This is a genomic window from Hymenobacter telluris (assembly GCF_017313265.1).
GTDB classification, from domain to species: domain Bacteria; phylum Bacteroidota; class Bacteroidia; order Cytophagales; family Hymenobacteraceae; genus Hymenobacter; species Hymenobacter telluris.
Window position 1 is genome coordinate 1 of sequence record NZ_JAFLQZ010000027.1, and the last position, 22,561, is coordinate 22,561.

Annotated in this window: 20 protein-coding genes; 8 read left to right on the forward strand and 12 right to left on the reverse strand. The window is 55.3% G+C overall.

The genetic code is table 11. The features are described 5' to 3' along the window. Window positions 1–218 precede the first annotated feature (218 nt). A complete protein-coding gene (gene rdgB / locus J0X19_RS23385; RefSeq protein ID WP_206986844.1) occupies window positions 219–803 on the reverse strand; it encodes an RdgB/HAM1 family non-canonical purine NTP pyrophosphatase in 585 nt (194 codons plus the stop codon). 120 nt (window positions 804–923) lie between these two features. Beyond that, window positions 924–1,286 (reverse strand): hypothetical protein, encoded by a 363-nt coding sequence (locus J0X19_RS23390; RefSeq protein ID WP_206986845.1) that lies wholly within the window; start codon window positions 1,284–1,286, stop codon window positions 924–926. 251 nt (window positions 1,287–1,537) lie between these two features. Between J0X19_RS23390 and J0X19_RS23395 the strand changes: the two genes are divergently transcribed. From J0X19_RS23395 to hemC, 5 genes are all read left to right on the forward strand, one after another. Beyond that, a complete protein-coding gene (locus J0X19_RS23395) occupies window positions 1,538–1,783 on the forward strand; it encodes a type B 50S ribosomal protein L31 (protein WP_206986846.1) in 246 nt (81 codons plus the stop codon). Between the two features lie 162 nt (window positions 1,784–1,945). Further along, window positions 1,946–3,154 (forward strand): GlmU family protein, encoded by a 1,209-nt coding sequence (locus tag J0X19_RS23400; RefSeq protein ID WP_206986847.1) that lies wholly within the window; start codon window positions 1,946–1,948, stop codon window positions 3,152–3,154. A gap of 121 nt (window positions 3,155–3,275) precedes the next feature. Next, window positions 3,276–3,665: a hypothetical protein gene (locus tag J0X19_RS23405; RefSeq protein WP_206986848.1), complete on the forward strand. Its 390-nt coding sequence runs from the start codon at window positions 3,276–3,278 to the stop codon at window positions 3,663–3,665. Between the two features lie 21 nt (window positions 3,666–3,686). Further along, window positions 3,687–4,823, forward strand: a complete 1,137-nt coding sequence (locus tag J0X19_RS23410; protein ID WP_206986849.1) for a DNA polymerase III subunit — start codon at window positions 3,687–3,689, stop codon at window positions 4,821–4,823. 180 nt (window positions 4,824–5,003) lie between these two features. Continuing rightward, entirely contained in the window at window positions 5,004–5,936 is a 933-nt protein-coding gene (gene hemC, locus J0X19_RS23415; protein WP_206986850.1) for a hydroxymethylbilane synthase, read from the forward strand. A gap of 74 nt (window positions 5,937–6,010) precedes the next feature. Here hemC and J0X19_RS23420 read toward each other — a convergent pair whose 3' ends face one another. Continuing rightward, window positions 6,011–6,640, reverse strand: coding sequence for a DUF2238 domain-containing protein (locus J0X19_RS23420; protein WP_206986851.1), 630 nt, complete (start codon window positions 6,638–6,640; stop codon window positions 6,011–6,013). Between the two features lie 194 nt (window positions 6,641–6,834). Here J0X19_RS23420 and J0X19_RS23425 point away from each other — a divergent pair, with 194 nt between their 5' ends. Next, window positions 6,835–7,479: a peptidylprolyl isomerase gene (locus J0X19_RS23425; RefSeq protein ID WP_206986852.1), complete on the forward strand. Its 645-nt coding sequence runs from the start codon at window positions 6,835–6,837 to the stop codon at window positions 7,477–7,479. A gap of 33 nt (window positions 7,480–7,512) precedes the next feature. Next, the gene (locus tag J0X19_RS23430) at window positions 7,513–8,418 is read left to right on the forward strand and encodes an SDR family oxidoreductase (protein WP_206986853.1); all 906 of its coding nucleotides are present in this window, start codon (window positions 7,513–7,515) and stop codon (window positions 8,416–8,418) included. Window positions 8,419–8,599: 181 nt separating this feature from the next. On the opposite strand, the gene J0X19_RS23435 is transcribed toward J0X19_RS23430, so the two are convergent. From J0X19_RS23435 to J0X19_RS23455, 5 genes are all read right to left on the reverse strand, one after another. Then, entirely contained in the window at window positions 8,600–8,818 is a 219-nt protein-coding gene (locus J0X19_RS23435; RefSeq protein ID WP_206986854.1) for a hypothetical protein, read from the reverse strand. A 268-nt stretch (window positions 8,819–9,086) separates the two neighbouring features. Continuing rightward, on the reverse strand, window positions 9,087–9,995 hold the full coding sequence (locus J0X19_RS23440) for an ABC transporter permease (RefSeq protein WP_206986855.1): 909 nt from the start codon (window positions 9,993–9,995) through the stop codon (window positions 9,087–9,089). A gap of 89 nt (window positions 9,996–10,084) precedes the next feature. Further along, the gene (locus J0X19_RS23445; protein WP_206986856.1) at window positions 10,085–10,903 is read right to left on the reverse strand and encodes an ABC transporter permease; all 819 of its coding nucleotides are present in this window, start codon (window positions 10,901–10,903) and stop codon (window positions 10,085–10,087) included. 255 nt (window positions 10,904–11,158) lie between these two features. Then, window positions 11,159–12,877 (reverse strand): ABC transporter substrate-binding protein, encoded by a 1,719-nt coding sequence (locus J0X19_RS23450; protein ID WP_206986857.1) that lies wholly within the window; start codon window positions 12,875–12,877, stop codon window positions 11,159–11,161. A gap of 83 nt (window positions 12,878–12,960) precedes the next feature. After that, window positions 12,961–13,311: a hypothetical protein gene (locus J0X19_RS23455; RefSeq protein WP_206986858.1), complete on the reverse strand. Its 351-nt coding sequence runs from the start codon at window positions 13,309–13,311 to the stop codon at window positions 12,961–12,963. An 809-nt stretch (window positions 13,312–14,120) separates the two neighbouring features. On the opposite strand from J0X19_RS23455, the gene J0X19_RS23460 reads away from it, so the two are divergent. Continuing rightward, window positions 14,121–15,200: a hypothetical protein gene (locus J0X19_RS23460; RefSeq protein WP_206986859.1), complete on the forward strand. Its 1,080-nt coding sequence runs from the start codon at window positions 14,121–14,123 to the stop codon at window positions 15,198–15,200. A 121-nt stretch (window positions 15,201–15,321) separates the two neighbouring features. On the opposite strand, the gene J0X19_RS23465 is transcribed toward J0X19_RS23460, so the two are convergent. The 4 genes from J0X19_RS23465 to J0X19_RS23480 all read right to left on the reverse strand — a co-directional run bounded on the left by J0X19_RS23465 (window position 15,322) and on the right by J0X19_RS23480 (window position 22,519). After that, entirely contained in the window at window positions 15,322–15,903 is a 582-nt protein-coding gene (locus J0X19_RS23465) for a PKD domain-containing protein (protein ID WP_206986860.1), read from the reverse strand. A 95-nt stretch (window positions 15,904–15,998) separates the two neighbouring features. After that, on the reverse strand, window positions 15,999–16,718 hold the full coding sequence (locus J0X19_RS23470; RefSeq protein ID WP_206986861.1) for a LytR/AlgR family response regulator transcription factor: 720 nt from the start codon (window positions 16,716–16,718) through the stop codon (window positions 15,999–16,001). A 47-nt stretch (window positions 16,719–16,765) separates the two neighbouring features. Next, entirely contained in the window at window positions 16,766–20,290 is a 3,525-nt protein-coding gene (locus tag J0X19_RS23475; protein WP_206986862.1) for a hybrid sensor histidine kinase/response regulator, read from the reverse strand. A 195-nt stretch (window positions 20,291–20,485) separates the two neighbouring features. Beyond that, entirely contained in the window at window positions 20,486–22,519 is a 2,034-nt protein-coding gene (locus tag J0X19_RS23480) for an OmpA family protein (protein ID WP_206986863.1), read from the reverse strand. Window positions 22,520–22,561 lie beyond the last annotated feature (42 nt).

Here is a 22,561-nt window from a genome sequence, read left to right on the forward strand (position 1 = left end):
CTGCCGCACTTGCCACACGTGAACGGGGTTTGAAGCATACACTCAAGTTACGAATCACCCCTTATATTACCACTGCCGAGGCGAATAAGTGACCCGTACCGGTGGGGCCAACCCTGCAAAAGTAATGACTTAGCGGCGAAATACTGAGCTCAACCTTTCGGTGGGGCTTCTTACGCCGCCGCTACCAGCTGGGTAGTACCCGGCCGTTTGGTGCACGGCTATGCAGATTCAGCTAGAAAGGCTACCAGCCCGGCCACGGCCCGCGCCCGGTGGCTGATCTTGTTTTTCTCGTCGGTGGTCATTTCCGCAAAGGTGCGGCCGTCGCCTTCCTGGGGCTGAAATACTGGGTCGTAGCCGAAGCCGCCCGCGCCGCTGGGTGTTGCCGTGATGAGGCCTTCTACTACGCCCGCAAACTCATGTACCTCACCAGTGGGCTCTACCAGCGCCACCACCGTTCTAAACTGCGCCGACCGGTCGGAGTGGGGCTGTAGTTCCCGGAGCAGCTTGGCTACATTGTCGGCGGCTTGGCGCTGCGGGCCCGCGTAGCGCGCCGAGTACACGCCTGGCTCACCGTTCAGCGCAGTTACTTCTAGCCCAGTATCATCTGCGAAGCAAGACACGCCGTAATGCTCCCATACATACAACGCTTTCTGGCGGGCATTGCCAGACAGCGTGTTCTGCGTTTCGGGCAGTTCTTCATGGCAGCCAATATCAGCTAGGCTTAGCAGCTCGGTGCCGGCGGGCAGCAGTGGCCGAATTTCGTCGAGCTTGTGGGCATTATTAGAAGCAAAACAGAGGCGCATGCGGGAATTGGTTGAAATAGTACTAGGCTAATGGCTGCCTATTGGCTATTGAAATGAATAGAAAACAAGCACAAAAAAACCGGACAAGCCGGTTTGTAAAGGAAATAGGAAAACAATTCATTACCGGAACATCGACTTGATGCTGCCCCAGGAGCGTTGTACGGCGCTGGGGGTTTGGCCGAGGGTGCTGGTGTAGCTCTGGTCAGTGGTCGTGGTGCGCACCGTTAAGCGGTAAGTGAAAGGCCCGCCCATGGTGCCTGTGCCGCCCGCAGTTCCCCGGTACACATCGGTGTCAAGATACTGGTAGCGAGACTGGCCGGAAGGAGAAATTGTAGTGAGCTTGGTAAATGCCGGCTCGTTGTTGGCTTTGCGGTACAATTCATAATTCTGAACGCCGGCTTCGTTGGCTACTTCCCACACAATCTGTACGTTGGAATTGTCGTAGCTGGCCTGGAATAGCGTGATGGTAGCTCCAAAAGCCAAAGAAATGCTTAGCAATAGTAGCAGCAATAGTGGAAAACTAACCTTAAGAAGCATGGCAAAGGATTATGGTAATCGATAGGCAACAGGGTTGAGGGGGAGTTCCAAAAATAAACATTTTCTAATAGCCCGTGCCGTATAGCCAAGGAAATGCAGAAAAGCAGCTCGGCGCTTTTGAAAGTTGAACGTAACGTGTACTTTTGCAGTCCCTTCCGCAAAATCGGCAGGCAATTAGGTACAAACGGCATTCGACCATGAAAAAGAACATTCACCCCGAGTATCGCGAAGTCGTGTTTCAGGACACCTCGAGCGGATTTAAATTCATCACTCGCTCGACGATGAACTCCAACGAAACCGTCACGATGGAAGACGGTAAGACCTACCCCGTCATCAAGGTGGAGGTGAGCAGCGAGTCGCACCCTTTCTACACCGGCAAAAACGTGTTGCTTGACACGGCTGGCCGCGTGGAGAAATTCCGCAACCGCTACCAGAAAAAATAGTTGCTCGCTCTAACGGCTTGATTTCAAGCTTCCAGAATGCAGCACAGAAAAACTCCTGCCGGCTTTGTCTGGCAGGAGTTTTTTATTTGCACCTCAGAAGTGCCTGCCTAGCTGCGGCGGCAACCCACTTATCAGCTACCCGCAATCAGAAATCCTTATCCAATGCACGTTCTGCTTTTCGATGATCCGGCTATTTGGCCGCAGTTGTTGCCATTCACGTTCACGCGGCCGGTGGCGGCGCTTCGTTGCGGTATCCTGACCCTGGCCGAAAAGTGGCAGCAGCGCCTACAGCAGCCTGTGGGGTATCTCACCCAGCCGCATTTGCAGGCGAAGTTCCCGGCTGGCCCAACGCAAGGGCCTGCATTGGTTATCAATGGAGCCGTTTGCGCCGACGATTTACTGGCCCGGCAGGTGCAGGCCCTGGAACCCGGCGAAGCGCTATTTTACGAGGGCCTGCTGGTAGCCGCGCATTTAGCTGACGCCTCATTGGTAGCCGAACTGATTCAGGATGGTTTCCAGAAAACCCGTGAAGTAACGGAGCCTGTCACCGTAATCAGGGAAGTATGGCACCTATTCCTGCACAACGGCGCCGAAATCCGCCGCGACTTCAAGCTCCTGACCGCCGGGCGGCAGTCGGAGCCCGTCGGCGACGTGCATACCATTGTGTACGCCCCGGAAAATATCTTCATTGAGCCCGGCGTGAAAATTCGGGCGGCTATTCTCAATGCCGAAAACGGACCTATTTATTTAGGCAAGAACTCGCACGTCAGTGAGGGGGCAATTATCAAAGGGGCCCTGGCACTAGGCGAAGGCTCAACCATCAACCCTGGCGCTAAAATGCGCGGCGACAACACCGTGGGGCCATACTGCAAAGTAGGAGGGGAGGTTGGGAACAGCGTCTTCTTCGGCTATAGCAACAAGGGCCACGACGGTTACCTGGGCAACTCCGTTATCGGCGAGTGGTGCAACCTAGGCGCCGACACCAATACGTCCAACCTGAAGAACAACTACGCACCCGTCAAAATCTGGAGCCACGCGGCGGGCCGCTTTGTGAATACTGGCCAGCAGTTCTGCGGCCTCATGATGGGCGACCATAGCAAGTGCGGTATCAACACCATGTTTAATACCGGCACAGTGGTGGGAGTAGCGGCCAATATTTTCGGGGCCGGATTTCCGCGCACGTTTATTCCGAGCTTTAGCTGGGGGGGGGCCGCGGGCTTCGAAACCTTTAAGCTGCCGAAAGTAGCAGAAGTAGCGGAGCGCGTAATGTCCCGTCGGTTTTTGCCTTACGACGCCACTGAGCAAGCCATTATGCAGCACATCTTCGAGGCCACAGCCAAGGAGCGAGTTTGGGAGAAAACTAGCCAGTAGCTGTGCCCGACGCGAATATGTAGAGCAACAGGCTACTTGCACTGCCAACCGCCACAACAGGTTCTTATCAACTATTTTAGTTGCTTAATGGCTTAGTAAATAGAGCAGATTTGCATTTGTTATGAGATACTATGGGCTTATTAGCCTATTTCTGATTTTCGGATTGCCAAGCTTCGGCCAGGGCCGCGACACAGTGCTGGCTGTGCATAAGCTGTTTGCGCAAAAGCGCGGCAACGGTGAGGGCTGGGCAGCCACCGGCGCAGGAGTAGCTTACGACGAAAGCGTAGGATGGCGCGCCATCCGGTCAAAATCAGAAAACATGACAGCGGCGGCAATAAATGGGGGCGTACCGATGCTGGCAGGTGTTTTACAGACGATGCGCTTCAGTTCCGAGCGAGAGGCCGCCATCGTCAAAAGCTACCAGGAGGGCTGGTCTATTCCAGCTGATATCCGGCGTAAGCTGCGGCGCAAGCATTTTCGCCTCACTGCCCGCGACCTTAGCCAGCGTTAATTCTACAAGAAGAATAAAGCAATGCGGTTTTCAGAAATACCCGGTCAGCAACAGGTCAAGCAGCTACTCGTGCAGAGTGTGCAGCGCAACCATGTGGCGCACGCGCAGCTGTTTCGGGGGGCGGAGGGCTCGGCGGCACTGGCCTTGGCGCTGGCCTACGCTGCTTTTCTGAACTGCGAGCAACGCGCCGCTACCGATGAGGACTCGTGCGGGCACTGCCCAAGCTGCCAGAAAATCGACAAGCTGGTACACCCCGACCTCAACTTCATTGTGCCGGTCACGACCACCAAAACCGTGGCCAAGGACGCCACCAGCAGCAAGTTTATGGCGGAGTGGCGCAGTTTTGTGCTCGACAATCCGTACCAGGGCCTCAATGACTGGATGCAGCACATTGGCGCCGAAAACAAGCAGGGCAGCATTTCCAAGGATGAAAGCTTGCAACTACTAAAGCTGGTTTCGCTGAAGGCGTTCGAGGCGCAGTTTAAATTAGTAGTGATTTGGCTGCCCGAGTTAATGCACCCAGCCGCCGCCAACGCTGTGCTGAAATTGCTGGAGGAGCCGCCGCCGGCCACGGTGTTTTTGCTGGTGAGCTACGCGCCCGAACAACTACTGCCTACCATCATCAGCCGGGTACAGCCCGTGGTGGTACGCCCGCTTCAGGAAAACGAACTGACCAACTGGCTGCACACAGCTCACCACGTTCCGGAGGCGAAGGCGCGCCAGCTGGCACAGCTGGCTGAGGGCAACCCCGGCGCCGCCCTAGCCGCCCAGCATATCACCGCCGATCACGATTATTTCACCTTGTTCGTGAAATGGATGCGTCTTTGCTACAGCAACAATGTGGGCGACATGCTAACGACGAGCGACGATTTTCAGAAGCTGGGCCGCGAAAATCAGAAAGAGTTTATGCAGTTTGCGCTGGGTATTTTGCGCAAGGTGCTGCTCTACGGCCTCGACCCCAAGCTGGTACCTCATCTTCCTGCCGCCGAACAGCAGTTCATTAGTGGTTTCAGCCGCTTTGTTACGCCCCGCAACGCCGACCCACTTACCCGGGAACTGAACGACGCGCACTACCACATCGAACGAAATGCCAACCCTCGCATGGTGTTCGTGGACGTGTCGTTGCGGGTGGCTGAGCTGCTGAAAAATGCTGCGTAGGCGCTGTAAACGCAGAAAATACAGCTTGCTAACTTGCTATAGCAGGTGTTAACTAAGCTATAGCCGGTAACATCGGTGCTGGAGGCAGTACCTTTGCGCCAACGTATCCGGCCACTTGTCGGCCGCTGTAGCCACTCGGTTCGGTGGTGCTGCAAGCTGACATTTTTAATCCTGAATTGCTTGAAAAAGAATATCCGCATCGGCACCCGCGGCAGCAGACTAGCGCTGTGGCAAGCGCACCACGTAGCTGCCTGCCTGGAATTAGCGGGCTTGAGCACTGAAATTGTCATCATCACCACTACTGGCGACGTAGTGCTGGACCGGTCACTCGATAAAATCGGCTCGAAAGGCGTATTCACCGAAGAGCTGGAAGTAGGCCTGCGCACCGGACACGTAGATATTGCCGTGCACAGCGCCAAAGACGTGCAAAGCTCCATTCCAGCGGATCTGGAGCTGCTGGCTTTCATGGAGCGCGAGCAAGTAAACGATGTGGTGGTCAGCTTCCAACCCAACCTCGACCTGCACCAGCCTGGCCTGGTACTGGGCACCAGCAGCACCCGCCGCAAGGCCATGCTGAAGCGGTTTTTGCCCAATGCTACCACCGCCGAAGCCCGTGGCAACCTGCAAACTCGCTTGCGCAAGCTAGAAGAAGGCCAGTATGATGCGCTGGTGCTGGCCTACGCCGGCGTGCACCGCATGGAGTACGATGCCCTCATCCGCCACATGCTGCCCGAAACGCAGTTTGTGCCGGCCACCGGCCAAGGCAGCGTAGCTATTGAGTGCGCCCGCAGCCTGGAACCCGAGTTGAAGCAAGAGTTGCAGCGCATCCTCGACCACGGCCCCACGCACATTTGCCTGGCCGCCGAGCGGGCGTTTCTGCGCACTATGGAAGGGGGGTGCAGTATTCCTTCGTTTGCGCTAGCTACGCTTACTTCGGCTGGCACGGTGCAGCTGCACGGAGGCCTTATTAGTCTCGATGGAGAGCAATTGCTGGAAGAAATTCAATCGGCAGCTACCACCGAAGCCGATGCTCTAGGGGTGCGCGTGGCCGAGCAAATTCTGGCTCGTGGTGGGCAGGAAATCCTGGCCAGCATCCGGCAAGCCCGTGCGTAGTTCTATCGGATTTCATTGTAACAACAAGCCCCCGCTGATCCGAAATCAGCGGGGGCTTGTTGTTACAATGAAATCTAGCGGGTCCGGCGGCCGCCGAAGAGGGCGTATAGCAACAAAGCGAAAACAGCCCCGCTAGTATCGGCCAGCATATCTTTTTGCGCATCCCAGATGTCGCCCTGGCTGCCTAGGAAGGCGGCACCTGCGTTGCCTCCGGCCACCTCGGCATACACCCACTCGATTAGCTCGTAGGTCATGGCTACCGTCCCGATAACGCAAAGCGGGAACAAGTAACTGATAACTCGGTTGCGAATAGTACCATACCGATCGGTTAGCTCAATGATGGCGTAGGCATAGAACCCCACCGAGAAATGCGCCACCCGGTCATACATATTGCGCTTGAACCCAAACAGGTTGTTGAACCAGTCGAAGGGTACTTTTTCAAAGGTGTAATGGCCGCCCACGGTGTGCATAAAGATCAATACGCTCATCAGCAGATATGCCAGGTTCGAGAACCGGACGCCCCGCAGATACAGCACTACCAGCGCCACCACAATCAAGAAAATTGGCACATTCTCGGCCCACCACGTACCACGCTCCGCCGGGTGCAGGCCCAGCACAACAAATTCAATTACGTAAATGGCGAGTAGCAGCTTCGGAAACCAGTGGGGCTTCGGGAAGGCCGAAAGGGTAGCGTTGTTGTTCATGTACAGCTAGGAAGGTGAGCAGTAAGATTGGCAGACCATACGGTATTGCCGATGTTTTGTCGGCAGTTGAGCCAATACTTTCCAAGAAAAAAGAAACGCTGGTGCTATCAGCCACCTAGAAGATGGCAGAATTGGTGGCGTTGCCGAGCGAAACAGCTTACTTTCGCCACACAAACTTCTTGTGTTGCCGCCCTATGAATCTGAATTTTCGTTTCGCAGCGCTGTGGTGCGCTGTCTTGTTGCTCTTCACCACCTCAGGGCTGCAAGCAGCTAAACGGCCAAAGCTCAGTAAGAAAGATCAGCTCGTTACCATCAGTACTTCGCTCGGTGATATCAAACTGGTGCTTTTTGATGCCACCCCTAAGCATAAAGCCAACTTCCTGAAACTGGCCGAAAGTGGGTTTTACAACGGCACCACATTCCACCGCATCATTCCCGATTTTATGATTCAGGGCGGCGACGCTAATTCCAAGGATGCCGACCCCAGCAATGACGGGGCCGGCCAGCCCGACGCGCCAACGATTCCAGCCGAAATCCGGCCTGAGTTCAAGCATAAATTCGGTGCCGTAGCTGCCGCCCGCCAAGGCGACTTTGTGAACCCGACGCGGGCCAGCAGCTCTTCGCAGTTCTATCTTGTGCAGAACCACCGCGGCGTACCCCACCTCGATGGGCAGTATACGGTGTATGGGCAGGTAATCAGCGGCCTTGAGGTGTTAGATAAAATTGCCACTCAGCCCAAAGACGACCGGGACCGGCCTACCACCGACATCAAAATGACTGTGAAAGTGGAAAAGCTCAAGAAAAAGAAAATCACCGAACTCTACGGCTATCAGTACTAATACAGTCGTTCAACACCTCAGCAGCTTCGCCTTATGCGCATTCTGATAACTGGTTCCAATGGATTGCTGGGGCAAAAGCTGGTTGAGCTGTTGCGGCAACAGCCCGGCGTGGAGCTGATTGCCACTTCCCGCGGCGCCAACAAACTGGCCGGCATGTATGCCGACCTGCGGTTTGTGCCGCTCGATGTGGCCAACCAGCAGGAAGTACAGGCCGTGCTGGCCCGAGAGCAACCCACGCACCTCATCCACACGGCGGCCATGACCAACGTAGACGAGTGCGAGCTAAACCAGGAAGCATGTTGGGCAAGCAACGTGACGGCGGTAGAGCACTTAGTAGCAGCCTGTACTAAGTACAAAGTGCATCTTATCCACGTCAGTACCGATTTTGTTTTCAGCGGTGAAAAAGGGCCTTTGGCGGAAGATGCCGTACCGGCTCCCATAAATTTCTACGGACAAAGCAAGTTAGCAGCCGAACAACTCGTGCAAGCCAGCAAGGGAACGTGGGCTATTGTCCGCACGGTGCTGGTGTATGGTACCGCCCACGACTACGGCCGGACCAATATTGTGCTGTGGGTGCGCGACTCCCTGCGGGCTGGCAAGGCCATTAAGGTAGTAGACGACCAATACCGGACGCCAACTTTGGCCGAAGATTTGGCCCAGGGGTGTTGGCTGGTCGCTCAAAAGAACGCCACGGGTATCTACCACATCAGTAGCAGTGAGGTCCTCACTCCTTACCAAATGGCGCTGCAAGTAGCAGACTACTTTCAGCTAGACAAAGCGCTTATCACGCGGGTTGATGGCAGCACATTCTCGCAGCCAGCCAAGCGTCCGCCGCGCACAGGCTTCATCATCGATAAGGCGCAGCGGGAACTGGGCTACCAGCCCCACGACTTCCAAAGCGGTATTGCGGTTCTGGCTCGCCAAACAGAGGCTCTGTAAATAAGCACACATACTTTATCGGGCAGTTGAAGCGTTTTAGCTACGCAGCCGCCCGAACAGACTGGTGCAATTACGCAAAAACCCCGCAGGCAGAACCAGCGGGGTTTTCACACACCTATTGCAACATTGTTCACTAGCCTTCATACTCCCTTAGTAGAGAAGGCCGTAATAATTAACACTTTTATGTAGATTCCGATAGAACTGTTCCAACCAAGAGGCCTCCAATCAGCATTGCCGTTCCAGAGCGGAGGGCGAGTTCACCGGTTACAAAGGGCACTAATTCTCCATCAATCGTCTGGAAACCAGACATGGCGGCAGCAACACGTTGATGAGCTGCCATTTCCAGAAGCAAGTAACGCAATGCGTGTCCCTGCCGACGCTTGAGAAGTAGTGACGCCATTGTTAGCCGAAGCAAACAGCGAGAGAAGGTGACTTTTTCGGTGCTTTATCCTTTAGCACATTACAAAACTAGGGGTATGGCCAAGGGATGTAAAGGAAAAAAGTCTGCTATTTGTGACTAGTCTTTTAGCGTGACTAAGTGCTGATTATTAACGTGTGAAAATGAAAATAGCAAAATCAATAATTTTATTCGTGTGATATTCAAATAGTTGTAATTATATAGTTTTGTATTATGTCTTGATGCATGTTGTCCTGTTTGTGACATGGAATCAGAAAGTGCTTTTTATTTTACCTAATGTCAGCAGCTTTCTTAAAGACAGGGTAGTCGCCAGTAAGCAGATACCCGGAAAGAGCAATAGCCACCAAGATGAGGGTGATAAGCGGCTGAGCGCTAGTAGTTTTCCCCAGCTAGGCGTTTCAGGAGGCAGGCCAATTCCCAAAAAAGACAGTGTGGTTTCAAGCGCAATAAATACTGCAATGCTCAGAGGGAAAGTGGTAGCAATTGGCCTCCACGCATTAGGCAAAAGATGGTGCCGTATGATGCGCCAAGCAGGCAGGCCAATAGAATGAGCAGCTTCCAGGTAAGGCAACTCAAGTAACCGGCGCACTTCGGCACGTGTCAGCCGGGCCGACTGGGTCCAGGAGGTGAGGGCAAGGAGTAGCACCAGTCCTGGGATAGTTGGTTCGAAGGCAGCGGCTATGGCCAATACCAATAACAGACGGGGAATGGCAGCCAACAGCGTTACAGCGGCCAATACCAGCTGATCAACTGGAAAAGCCAGCGGCCGGCGAAAAAGGGAAAATCGTTGTAGCTGCTTGCCCAGCAAAAGTGCCGTTCCGCCAAGTAGCAACGGGTACCATACTCTGGCAATACCTGCTTGGGGTAATCGGAACAGAAACAGGCTGCCAGCAAGTAGCACTGCTGCCAGCCAATAGGCACAGGGAAAACGAAGCCGGGTATTGCCGTAATAGCCTGCTATGAGCCCCAAGGTGGTACCTAGAGCGGTAGCAAGCGCTGCTGCCGGCAGGCTAACAAGCAACGTAGTGCGTGCGCCGTATAGCAGCATAGTCCCTACATCCTGACCTAGCGGATCGGTGCCCAGCCAGTGCTGAAAAGTAAGAGGTGGAACGCTCGTGCTGCGTAGGTCTGGCGTAAGGGAAGATTCGGGCAGAAACAAAGACCCAATAGCCGCAAACACCAAAAGAAGCAGCCATCCTATTGCCGCTCCGTGTTGCCAGCTTATTTTCTCACTCCACGCCAAGCGCCTCATTGGATACCAATGCGTAAGCGAGGATCGGCCAGCTGATACAGCCAGTCGGCTAGGGCCAGAGTGAGCAGCCGCGCCGCAAGCACAACCAGGATACCACCCAAAACCACAGGGTAGTCGTGGGTGGCAGCGGCATCGGCCAGCAGCCGGCCCAGGCCTGGCAAAGCAAAGATTAGCTCCACCACCACCGCGCCAGCCAGTAAATTGGGAACCAACTCAGTGAAGAGAGTGAAAATTGGAAGCAGCGCATTGCGTAGTGCGTGCCTACGTAAAACCTGCTTCTCCAGCAGCCCTTTGGCGCGGGCCGTTTGGGTGTAGGGTAGTCCCGCCTCGTGCCGAAGAGCACTGACCAGTTGCAAAGTAGGCTCGGTGAGTGCCGTAATAACTAAGCTGGCGAGCGGAAGAACCAGAAAAGCTGGCTGGCTGAGCAAATACACGATGCTACTGGTTTCGTCATCTTGCATGCCAAGGCCATAGGTCGGGAACAACGCCAAAAAATCAGGGTTAGCCAGCAGCAGCAGCAGCAAAAGCGCAACCACAAAAATGGGGAGCGAATCAAGCGCATACAATCCAGTAAGGAGCCAGCGCAGACCGGGCCGAGATGCCAGCCACAGACCTAGCACCACCGAAAGCCCAATGGTCAGCAACGCTGCAAGGCCAGTGAGAGGTAGCGTAACGAGTAAGGCGCTGGCCAGCAAGGTACTAACCGGTTCTTCTGTTCGATAGGAGCGCCCAAGGTTGCCGTGCAGCAACCCATTCAACCACTGGTGATACTGGTTATGGGTGCCGTTCCAACGCCAGCGGGCCGCGGGCCGCATTTGGTGCTGACTAACGGGAGCGTACGAAATGTAGAAAACAGGCTTTGTTAAGCCTAACCGAAGGCGAGCCGCTTGCTGGGCCTGCTGTATTTTTTCTGCGGACGTTTCAGTTTCCAGGCGGTCCGCTAGGCGTTCCGTTGCCTGCGCATCATTGACAGGCAGGGAATGGACCAGCACGAATAACACCGTGATAAGCCCCCACCCGGTAAGCAGCAACTGCAAGAAACGACCCAATACCCTCCGCACCATACCTACTTAACGCCTAGACGAAGAATTCGGCTTCAACTGCAAGGCATCATAACCAGGCTGAATACTAGTGGCCTGCACCGTAGGGCTAAGCCGCCGGGAGGCTATCAGGCGGTGGCGCGCAAAGTAAAGAACAACCAGCGGCGACTCCTGCTGCAACAGGGTCTGAAAACGCCGGAGTAATTTGGCTTTGCGCATAGTATTCTGCTCAACTGAAATGGCGTCTATCAGACGGTCGCCTTCGGCATTCTGGAAATGCGTATAGTTGAGAATACCAATGCCTTTGGAGTGTAGAATTGGTTTGAAATTATAGGAAAACGGATTGCCATGCATGGTGCGCACATACATGTCTATTTCGCCTTTCCTCAACCGCTTTTTCAATAGCTCACTGTTTCGGGGCTGAGCCTTAACAAGAATGCCTAGCTTTTTAGCCGCTGCCTGAAACTGCAAGGCGATAATCTCATGGCCTGAATCTTCAGCTTTGTAACTAACGCCAAGGGCAAGCTGCTTTCCGTCTTGCCACCAAGTGCCATTGGGCTGTCGGCGCCATCCTGCTTGTTGCAACAGTCCGGCGGCGGCTTTGGGGTTGAAAGCAGGTAGCGGCAGGCTGTCGTTGTAAGCTAATTTGTCGTGTGGGTTTATCAGGCTGACACTACGGTAAGCTAGTCCCTGCTGGGTAGCTTGTACCAGCCCCGGAATGTCAAAGAGCATGCTTAACGCTCGGCGGGTAAGCGCATTTTGCAGAGCCGGGCGCTGGGTGTTGAAACCCACTACCGTCATGTCGTAAGAGTCGGCAACCCGGAAAAATAGGTTCGCCGTATCGGCAGAGTGCCGAAGACGGTTGAACTCCCGTGCTGTAGGCATGGGGTATAAATCGATACTACCGCGCCGAAGCGCCAGGAGTGCCGTAGCATCATCCGGAATGATACGAAAATCGAGCTGGGGAGCGTTAGCCTGTAGCCACCGCGGAGCATTCCGGACGTTGCGGGCCCACCACTTGGATTTGCGTTGTAGGCGTAAATAACGGTTTTTAGCCCAGGCTGTTAAGGTGTAGGGCCCACACCCTGGCAACTTATTCGGCGGTGAAGTACGGTACCGGTGAGCAAGGGCCCGCAGTGCCGGATAGCGCTGCACTGCGGCAAGTGTATCAGTCCGTAGTAAGGGCAGGGGCACAGGGCGTAAGGTTCCCTGTGGATCGAGGCTGTATTCGGGCAGAATTAAATAGTCGCCTGAAGAGCCAATAATATCTTGAGAAGCGCTTTGGCAGACCAGTGTAAACCGGCGGGCATTGCTGGCATCCAACTCAATATCCAGTACAAAGCCGTATTGGGCACGCATGTACTCGGTTGGCAGGCCAGGGCAATTCAATACTTTAAGGGTAAAGGCCACGTCCCGCGCTACTACTGGCTGGCCATTGTCCCAGGTTGCTTCTGGCCTAAGCGTATATGTAAGCAGCGTGAGACTGTCGCGGCGGCTAACAACGGGCAACGACTGCGCCAGCCAAGGAACATAGCGCTGACTTTGATAATCGCCGACTAACAGGCTGCCATGCAGTAGGTTGATAACCTCGATTGCCTGGGGCGCAGTAGCTAGCAACGGATCCAGCGTTTGCGGGTCGGTAGCCCAACGGATGCGCACAGACTCGGGGGCATCAGGCTGCGAGGTGCAAGCCGTGAGTCCAATACAACCTAAGAGCAGGGCTAATAAGCCGAACGAGAAAGACTTCATTGGCTGGAAACAGCTCAGCAATGGGTGCCGGGCAAGTTAACCAAGAAATCTGAGCCATTCACATCCGCCCAGACTTCTGTGTACTATTTGCCGGTCCAGCCGCCGTTGCCGTGGTCTTCATCAATGCCGGTCCAGCCACCATTGCCGTGCTCCTGATCAACACCCGTCCAGCCGCCGTTGCCGTGGTCGTTGATGCCGGTCCAGCCGCCATTGCCGTGGTCTTGGTCGATACCGGTCCAGCCGCCGTTACCGTGGTCGTTGATGCCGGTCCAGCCGCCATTGCCGTGGTCTTGGTCGATACCCGTCCAGCCGCCGTTGCCGTGGTCCACTACGCTTACTACTACAGGGCCTGGGCCGGAAGGTAGAGCATTTGCTTCTGGGCTAACAGTGAAGCTGCTGATTTGGAATAGGGCGAGAGCGAGGAAATTCAGCATGATATTATTTGTTTGTGTCGTTCAAGTGATTGATTGACACAAAGGTGTAGGCAAACTCAGCTCATGAAAAGGAAAGACTACTCGCAAAAGTGATTTGCATTATTTAAATTAGTTATGGTAATTTTGAAATATAATTAACATTATTCTCCTTTGCACACTACCATACAGGCCTAGCTTAGCTGCATAAAAGGGACTGATTTGTGACATTTAGCCAATAAAAAAGGTGTATTTTCCTAGTTACAAAGGTTCATTCAATAGGAAGGGACTGTAAAGGAAAAACCTGGTTATTTTGTGACGTAGTTTCAGCAACCATGGTGGTATTGAAAATGCTGTTCAGCGTGTAGACAAGTGTTTATAGGATGGAAGAGTTGATCAATTTGGCGCAGATTGTGACAGACAGGCGTCTGAAAGTGCTGCCACTCCTTGATTTCAACGCCAAAAGTGGCGCTAACAAGGAGATGACCCTTGTGAATATGCTGGTGGACAATCAGAGCCGCACGCAACAGCAGACCATAAGGGAGCTATATGGCAAAAGCGACACAGCAAGCCACACAGCCTTCCGGAAACTTAAATCCAGAGTGCAGCAGAAGTTGCTGAACCATCTCTTCTTTCTAGACGAATCGGACCCCAGGCACCCTATTTCCCGCCGGTATGAGCAACAATGTCTGAGCTTATATTATCAGATTAGCACACTCCATCAGGAAGGGGAATACGCCATTGCTGAACGCTTAGCTCGCAAGGCATTGCGGTTGGCTGAAACCCTTGAGTTCACCCAATATGCAGTGTTGTGCGGACAATTGCTACGCAGCATGTATGTTGATTTGCAAAGGCCCAGCAACTTCAAGAGCAACAACAAGAAACTGGCTGCCAACCAGAAGCTACTGGCGCTGGAAGAGGAAGCCGCGCAAGTTTACTGGGAGGCCAAGTCAATGCTGGCACATACAGTGCGGTCAAGAAGATTAGTGCTAGAGAAAATCAGTGCTTATGCCAACCGGCTAGAGGAGCTGCATCAGGTAGCTAATACCTTCACTACCTTTATCTTTCATTATCGGACGCGGCTTGCCCAAGAGGAACTGGTAGGCAATTACAAGGAAATTATTCGGCTAACCACCGCAACCACTCGTAGCTGGGAAAAGGGTACCATAAACCGCAAGCGTTTCGATAAGCGCTACAATAACTACATGAGCGTATATGCGCACTTGCGCAATCAGCAGCCGGTGGAGGGATTGAAACTGGCGGAAGACTACGCAAAAGATTTCCATTATTCGGCGGCTAACTGGCTGTATTTTCTGGAAACCTACCTGTTGCTGGCTATCCATGCCGGGCAGTATGGCCAGGCGCAGGATCTGTTGCAATCGGCTCGGAAGAGCATGTATTACGCCAAGCAGCGCCAAGCAGCACAACAGCGCTGGGACTTATATGAAGCCTATCTGCAATTTGTGCGCCCGGAAGGCTCACCATTGCGCATGCGCAGTTTCAACGCCTTTGTGCAGACCGTTCCCAGCCACAGCCGCGACAAGCAGGGCTACAACGTGGCCGTGCTGATTCTACAGTTTCTGTACTACCTGCGGCAGCGCGACCTAGAAGGGCTATTGGTAAGACTGGAAGGCTTGCGGAAGTATCAGCAGCGCCACTTGCGCGACGCTGGAGCCCTGCGTAGTCAATTGTTTTTTCGGTTGCTGGCCATTACCGTGAAGTCTGATTTCGACCCGGCACTTAGCCAGCAGCTAGGCGAACCATTACTGAAAAAGATGCAAGCTGCTCCGCCACCCGGTGAGGCTTTCTCGGAAATCGAGATTGTGCCTTACGAGGATTTATGGGCGCTGGCGCTGGAAATTCTGAAAGTAACCGCCGCACAAGTGACCGAAGAAAGCCGGCATCTGGTGTAGGGCGGCGTACTGTAATAGAACCTCTGTTACAGTGCGCCGCTTGTTGGGTTGTCTGCTAAAACGCCAAACTCTCACTGAACGGCGAGTGATTAGCTAGGGCTATGTAGGGATACTTAGGGTTCTACTTCGGAGTGGTGGCGGGTAGCACCGTAATAACCCGGCTTACACAATGGCTGTCGGGGCAACTGTCGGGGCCGTTGCCGCGCAATGCCATGCGAACGGCGTACTGGCCGGGGCGCCGGAAGGTGTGTTGCACGCGGCGCCCGTTGCTTACCACGCCATCCCGGAAATCCCAGAGTATTACCACGTTTTCGCAGAGTGGCAATTGCGAATCAACGGCATCAAAGGCAACGGATTGGCCAGCCCGAATGGTATCCGGTGTGGCCGTGAAATTGAGGACGATTTCCTTGGTGAAATCGACGGGGATAATCTTTTCGGCCTTGCGTACCTCACCGGTTTTATTGTCCACTACGTCGAGCTGCACAGTGTAGGCACGCCGAGCCGTATAGCAGTGCGACACAATGGGGCCCGTGAGTGTCGTGCCGTCGCCCATCTGCCAACGGTAGGTAAGCGGCCCCGCCGCCGGATCTACAGAGGCACTAGCATCCAGATCTACGCAAAGCTCCACCACCCGCGGCGGCGGACAGGCTACGCTGGTCGTGTCGCCGTCGCGCTGCGCCCAGGCGGTTTGGCTGAAAACCATAGCCAACTGTATCAGCAAAACCAGCCGTAAATACTTTGCTAGAGTTTTGCGGCCTTGTTTCACTTCAAGACGTGGAAAAGAACGTGAGCCAACAATCAAAACTTATTAAGGCGTTGAAACACCTCCCGCATATAGGTCTGGCCGATGGGAATGTGTTTGTTGTCGATAATAATGGTGTTGTCTTCGATGGCCTGCACCCGCTTGAGATTGACGATAAAGGAGCGGTGGACGCGCACAAATAAGGTGTCAGGAAATTTTTCTTCCACGGCCTTCATCGTACTATACACGATGAGCTTGCTTTGGCCCGTAACAATGTGCACATAGTCGCCGAGGGCTTCCACGTAACGTACTTCGTCGAACAGCACCTTCACCAGCTTGGTGTCTACCTTCATGAAAGTGAAATCGGCATCGGCTGGTACCGTGGGCTCGGTGCTTGGGTGAGCCTGCGACAGTTCCAGGGCCCGTTGAGCGGCCTTCAGAAACCGGGCGTAGCTGACCGGTTTCACCAAGTAGTCAACAACGTCGTACTCAAAGGCCTCAACCGCATATTGCTTGCTGCTGGTGATAAGCACAACTAAGGGCGGATTCTGGAGCGTGCTAAGCAGGTCGATGCCTGACATGAGCGGCATTTCCACGTCCAAGAACAGCAAGTCCACCTCCTGTTGGCGCAGTACTTCCGCAGCGGCTACAGCACTTTCGCAGTTGCCTACGCTAGTTAGGAAAGGCGTACTGGCAATACAGTTTTCAACCACTTGTATGGAAAGCGGGTCGTCGTCAACGACGAGGCAACGCAGGGGGGAAACAGAAGTCGGCATATTTTCAAAGGTAAACTATCCACTTCATATTAAAATAAGCGCTTAAATCAGCTGGCCAGCCGGGCTTCCAACTCTGGGTAAAGTAGTGCTAATTGCTCCTGCACCTGGTTTACTAAGGTATTAATTACGTCAGCTAGTGCATCTTGCTGAGCGTGCTGCTCTAGTTGCTCGAGGGTTGTTTGCAGATATTCGACGCCAAAATAAGCAGTTTGGCCTTTTAGCTTGTGCGCCGCCCGAGCCAAGGCGCTATTGTCGGAGGCTGAAACCGCAGTAGTTAGTTGCTGTTCCAGAATCGGAGCCTGCGTTAGAAAGGTCTTGACAATCTGTTGGATGAAGGTTTCGTTGCCTCCGGCCAGTTCTTCGAGCAACGTCCAATCGACGGTAGCGGAAGGTAAAGTTTCGGGTGGTGCGGAAGCAACTGATGGAGCTGCCGGAACGGTGGTGCGGTCAGTGTAATATGCCAGCCGGGAGAATAGCAGAGCCGGGTCGAAAGGCTTGGCTAGCGTGTCGTTCATGCCGGCTTCCAGCGCCAGGGCTCGGTCTTCGGGCAAGGCAGAGGCGGTGAGGCCGATAATGGGAAGCTGCTTGGCATCAGGGAATAAGGCGCGTAACTGCCGGGAAGCTTCGTAGCCGTCCATTTCCGGCATTTGCACGTCCATCAGCACGGCATCAAACGTTTCAACTTCGGCTGCCTGCACGGCCAGACGGCCGTTGGCTGCAATGCTAACGTGCACATTCCAGGCTTCCAGCGTTTTGCGGGCTACTAGCTGGTTCATCTCATTGTCCTCGGCCACCAGCACACGCAGGGCTGGCTCGAAGCGGCCTACCGCCAAGCTGGCCTCGGCCGGAATCGTAGCAGGGTCGGCCGCCGGATATGGAATATCGAAGCTGAACACTGAGCCTATCCCATCTTCGCTTTCCACCCACAGCCGGCCGCCGTGCAGCTCCACTAGATTACGGGCAATGCTCAGGCCGAGGCCCGTACCACCGAACTGCCGGGTGGTGCTGGTGTTGGCTTGGGAGAAGTCTTCGAAAATGGCGTCAAGCTTGTTGGCGGGAATGCCAATACCGGTATCGTGCACCGCAAAACGCACTGTGGGCAGTTCCGTATCGGTAGCCGCTACCACTGATACGCGCACCGTGACGCCGCCGGTGGTCGTGAACTTGATGGCATTGCCGATGAGGTTGACGAGCACCTGGTTCAGCCGCACTGGGTCGCCGAGGACAGCTGCCGGCACTTGTGGGGCAATGTCAAGCCGGAAATAGAGGTGTTTGCTTTCGGTAGCGAAGCGGAACATACTGGCTACGCGCCGCAGTAACTCCGGCAGCCGAAACGCGGTGCGCTCCAACGTCATCTTGCCGGCCTCAATTTTAGAGGAATCCAGAATGTCGTTGATGATGACCAGCAAGTTCTGCGACGACGACTGCACGGCTTCCAAATAGTCGCTTTGCTCGGCGTTGAGGGGCGTCTGGCGCAGCAGATGCGAGAGGCCAATCACGGCGTTCATCGGCGTCCGGATTTCGTGGCTCATATTGGCCAAAAACTGCGCTTTCGCCTTGCGGGAGGCTTCTGCTACGTCGCGGGCTACGGTCAGTTCGGCATTCATCTCTTCGATGTGCGCCTTCTGCTGACGCAGTTCCTGGGTTCGTTCGCGCACGGTGGTTTCCAGCTGAAACTTTTGCTGCCGCAGCACTGCTTCACGGCCCCGTACAAACGCCCAAATGCCCGCCATTACTGCCACTGCACTCAGCGCCGCAAACCACCACGTCCGCCAAAATGGGGTGGCAATACCGAACGAAACGGCTGCCGGTTGGCTCCAAGCTCCCTGCTCTCCCCGCCGGGCGCGCACCTCAAACACGTAGCTGCCAGCGTCGAGACGCGGAAACTGGGTTTCGTTTTGGGTGGCTGGCGGGCTCCAGTCTTCCACGTAGCCGCGCAGGCGGTGCTGGTACTGCCAGGTACCAGCCGGAGCTAAACTAGCCGCCCGAAACCGGAAAGCCACCCGATGCTGCTTGGCGGGCAGTTCTGCCAAGGTGCGACCGGCAAAATCTGGGGCACGGCGCGGCTCGCCGTCCACTTCCACAACCGGAATGCTGAGTTTAGGAGTAGCGTTGGCGGGATGCAACGGGTTAGAAAGGCGAAGCAGTCCGGTGCGGCTGGCCAGCCACGTTGCATTCGTCGCATCTGCTACCAAAGAATTAGGCAGTAGGTCGCGCACCAAGGGGTTTTCGGGCGAAGTGAGAAGTTGGAACGTCCGGGTACGGTGGTCGAAACAGCTTAGTGCGTTTCGGTGAAGCAGCAAGAGGTTGCCGTTGGGCTGGTTGAGGAACCCGTAGCAGTAGTTGGTCGGCAGACCCTGACGGGTGGTATATTGGCGGAAGTGGCCCTGCTCGAAGCAGTATACTCCGTCGCCCTCGGTACCTACCCAAATTCGGCCGGCGGCATCTTCGTGCAGAGCGGCTATGTCTTCGCCACCGGGCAGCAGGCGGTACACCACAAAACGCCCATTGGGTTGGCGCATAGCTACCCCCGTACCGTGGGTGCCAAACCATACGCGTCCTCGGCGGTCAATGAGTAACGTGTAAATATCATTGTGTAGCAGCCCGTTGGCAGTAGTGTAGTGCTCTGTTCTGCCATCGGCAGTTAAGTGCCAGACTCCTTCGCCAATCGTGCCAACCCATAGCCCTTGCTGCTGATCTGGGGCCAGTGCCGTAATGCGTAAGTCGGCGGGTAGCCGGGCGAGACGTACTGGCTGGGATGATGAGCGAAACTTAGGGTTATTGGTAAGGAAACTGCCGCGCACTTGCAGCCACAGGCCCTGCCCGGCAGTGCCCAGCAGCGTGCCGGCCTTGGTGCCATCCAGCGCGGTAATTTCCTGCCGGAACCCAGGCGCAGTAGGAGTTAGCCGCACGCTAGCCGGACCCGGAATAACTTGCTGTACACCTTGGGTGGTGCCTAATTGCAGCAAATCGGCTGCGCCAAAGACAACAGTAGGGCGGGGCGAAACCGGAAAAAAAGTTAGGTGCCCATCCGTCAGGCGCCACAAGCCCTGGCCGGCGGTGCCCAGCCACCGGTTGCCTTCCGTATCCAGCAAGGTGCACTGCACCACTGCGCCGGCTGGTAGCTGCGCCGCCAATCGGGTCTGCCAGGCAGTAGCGGCCGTATCGGTGGGCGAGGGGTATGGCTTGGGAGTAGGAGGTAGTTTGCGAAATGCCGTGCCATGCTGCCTGGAGCGGCCGCCTTGGTAGTGCTGCACCAGCAGTTGGCCGGTGGCGGAATCAAGCTGCAAGCCTGTTACGAAGTCTTCGGCCAGTCCTTCTTTGGTGGTATAGCTGCGAAATTCGGCGCCATCGTAACGCACGAGTCCCTCGGCCGTCCCAATCCAGAGGTAGCCCTGCTGATCTTGGGCCAGCGCATAGATGAACGGTGCCGCCAAGCCTTCGGCTGGCCCAAACTGCTTCAAAAATTGCCGGGCAGGTACCGTTTGGGCCTGGCCGCTCCCAGCAGGCAGCAGAAACAGCAACGCCAGCAGGCAACGAAACAGCACAAGAGAAACGCGAAATACAGGCACAGGCCGCAAAGCAGAAAAGACAACAACAGAACGTTCAGCAAGATACTAGCTGAAGTGCGCCAGCTCCCTCCACCAACGGGGAACCGCCTCTGCGGCCCGATGAACTGCCTGTGAAAAACGTTTATCCAGTTGTTGTGTGTTGTTGGGACTATAGCGCTATGCGGTATCGATGCTCAGGTCTGCGGCCGAAGGAACCTACTTGCCGGTTACCTTGAACTCGGTGCGGCGGTTAAGCTGGCGGTTGGCTTTGGTGGTGTTGGGGACTACCGGCTGCGTGTCGCCGTAGCCAGCCGACGTCAGGCGGTCTTGGGCTATGCCTTTTTGGGTGAGGTAGTCCACTACCGTTTTGGCGCGGCGTTGGCTTAGCTCTCGGTTGGTAGCGGCAGTACCCACGTTATCGGTATGGCCCGATATTTCCAGGCGCAACGCCGGCGTTTCCACTAGTAGCTTTTGCAGGCGCTCTAGTTCAGCGGTGCTTTCCTTACGCAGCGTGGCTTTGCCAGTATCGAAGAAGATGTTGTTGAGCACCACTTTCACGCCCACATCCAGCTTCTTGAGCTGCACATCCTTCACCACTTCCGAATAGGCCGTACCCGCCGGCAAATCGAAGTTTTCAGAATGGAACAGGTAGCCTTCCTGCCGCACCACAATACCATAGTTCACCCCCGATGGCAACGACACCAGATAGCGCCCCGACTGCACATTGGCTCGGAACGAGGCAATAATGCGGTTTAAGCTGTTGTCCACCACATCAATAGTGGCTTCCACCGGCTGCTTGCTGGCATCGTCGGTAATGGTGCCTTTCAGAATAGTCACCTGGGTGGTAGCTACGGGCACGGGCGGCGCCAGCAGGGTTTCTTTCACCGGTTGGGCGCGCGAGGCTAGCAATTGGTCTTCCTGACTGAGCACCGGTGGCTTTTCCGGACCCAAAAACGTAATCTGGTAGATGTCCTTGGAGCCCAACCCGTCGTCGCGGAACGACGAATAGTAGCCATGCCGGCCCGAGGCCGATACCACAAAAAACACGTCGTCGTCGGGGGTATTGATGGGCCAGCCCAGGTTTTCGGGCGTGCTCCACTTGCCGTTTTCGTACGTGGATTTAAAGATGTCGTAGCCGCCCATCGAGCTGTGCCCTTCCGATGAGAAGTACATCGTTTTGCCATCGGGGTGCAGGAAAACGCCTTCTTCGCCATATGGGGTATTGATGGTCGGTCCGAGGTTTACGGCTGGGCCACGGCCTTCAATTTCCACCTTGTAAATGTCGCGCCCACCCAGGCCGCCGGGCTTGTCGCTCACCAGCAGCAGGCTCTTGCCATCGGGCGTGTACGCCGCCGACGACTCGTGGGCTTTGCTGTTGATGCGGTTGCCAAGGCGCTGGGGCTTCAGCCAGGTGGCGCCGCGTAGGCTGGCTTCGTTCAGGTCGCCGCCGTTGTCTTCCACGTACACCAACATGCGCTGCGCGTCGGGCGCAAGGCCCACGGTGGCATCGTGGCCGGAGCTGTTTACCGTTTCGCCCAGGTTGCGCGCCGGTCCCCAGGTGTCGCCTTCGCGGTTGCTCTGGTACACATCCTCGAAAAAGCCTCCTGATTCCGGGTCTTTCTCGCCCCCCGTCGAGCCCTGCCGCCGCGACGTAAACAGAATCACCGATTCGTCGGCTGAAATAACCGGCCCATACTCCGGGTACGGCGAGTTCACGCCCGGTCCGGCATTATCGATAAACACGCGAGTGGGCTTGGCGGCCAGCTTGCGGCCGTTTTCGCACTCGGCTATTTTCTTTTGAATGTCTTGGGTGAAACCGGCCGAGTTCTTGGTGCCGGTGGCGGGCGTGGCTTGCTTGTATTCGGCTATGGCTTCCGGCCACTTGCCGTTCAGGTGCAGGCCGCGGCCCAACAGGTAATGAATGCGCGGATCAACGCCGGAGTTCAGCTGATAGGCCTTTTGCAAGTAGGCCAAAGCCCGGGGCTTGAAGCCGGAATGCAGGTAACATTCCCCGATTTTTAAATTCAGCTCCGCGTTTTCGGGGTTGAACTTCTGAGCTTCCAGGTAGTGCGGCAGGGCCTGCTCGTAGCGGGGCGGGTCGTTGGCGTACCATTCATCCCCTAGCTTAATATCCTTGAGGGCCGCTTTCAAGCCGTCCTTATTGCTGCCGAATCGTTCCTTGCTAAACTCCACGCTTTGGGCCTGGGCGGCCGTGGACAGCAGAAGCAGGGCGAGTAGATACTTGTACATAGTTTTATTATTTGACCGTCATGCTGAGCGCAGGCGAAGCAT

What these genes read in the sequence shown, in the direction of transcription:
- J0X19_RS23460 (WP_206986859.1), top strand. Translation starts at nt 14,121, where the DNA reads ATGTATGTTGATTTGCAAAGGCCCAGCAACTTCAAGAGCAACAACAAG.
- J0X19_RS23430 (WP_206986853.1), top strand. Translation starts at nt 7,513, where the DNA reads ATGCGCATTCTGATAACTGGTTCCAATGGATTGCTGGGGCAAAAGCTG.
- J0X19_RS23425 (WP_206986852.1), top strand. Translation starts at nt 6,835, where the DNA reads ATGAATCTGAATTTTCGTTTCGCAGCGCTGTGGTGCGCTGTCTTGTTG.
- J0X19_RS23455 (WP_206986858.1), bottom strand. Translation starts at nt 13,311, where the DNA reads ATGCTGAATTTCCTCGCTCTCGCCCTATTCCAAATCAGCAGCTTCACT.
- J0X19_RS23420 (WP_206986851.1), bottom strand. Translation starts at nt 6,640, where the DNA reads ATGAACAACAACGCTACCCTTTCGGCCTTCCCGAAGCCCCACTGGTTT.
- J0X19_RS23435 (WP_206986854.1), bottom strand. Translation starts at nt 8,818, where the DNA reads ATGGCGTCACTACTTCTCAAGCGTCGGCAGGGACACGCATTGCGTTAC.
- J0X19_RS23395 (WP_206986846.1), top strand. Translation starts at nt 1,538, where the DNA reads ATGAAAAAGAACATTCACCCCGAGTATCGCGAAGTCGTGTTTCAGGAC.
- J0X19_RS23450 (WP_206986857.1), bottom strand. Translation starts at nt 12,877, where the DNA reads ATGAAGTCTTTCTCGTTCGGCTTATTAGCCCTGCTCTTAGGTTGTATT.
- J0X19_RS23465 (WP_206986860.1), bottom strand. Translation starts at nt 15,903, where the DNA reads ATGGTTTTCAGCCAAACCGCCTGGGCGCAGCGCGACGGCGACACGACC.
- J0X19_RS23410 (WP_206986849.1), top strand. Translation starts at nt 3,687, where the DNA reads ATGCGGTTTTCAGAAATACCCGGTCAGCAACAGGTCAAGCAGCTACTC.
- J0X19_RS23445 (WP_206986856.1), bottom strand. Translation starts at nt 10,903, where the DNA reads ATGCGGCCCGCGGCCCGCTGGCGTTGGAACGGCACCCATAACCAGTAT.
- J0X19_RS23470 (WP_206986861.1), bottom strand. Translation starts at nt 16,718, where the DNA reads ATGCCGACTTCTGTTTCCCCCCTGCGTTGCCTCGTCGTTGACGACGAC.
- J0X19_RS23400 (WP_206986847.1), top strand. Translation starts at nt 1,946, where the DNA reads ATGCACGTTCTGCTTTTCGATGATCCGGCTATTTGGCCGCAGTTGTTG.
- rdgB (WP_206986844.1), bottom strand. Translation starts at nt 803, where the DNA reads ATGCGCCTCTGTTTTGCTTCTAATAATGCCCACAAGCTCGACGAAATT.
- J0X19_RS23405 (WP_206986848.1), top strand. Translation starts at nt 3,276, where the DNA reads ATGAGATACTATGGGCTTATTAGCCTATTTCTGATTTTCGGATTGCCA.
- J0X19_RS23480 (WP_206986863.1), bottom strand. Translation starts at nt 22,519, where the DNA reads ATGTACAAGTATCTACTCGCCCTGCTTCTGCTGTCCACGGCCGCCCAG.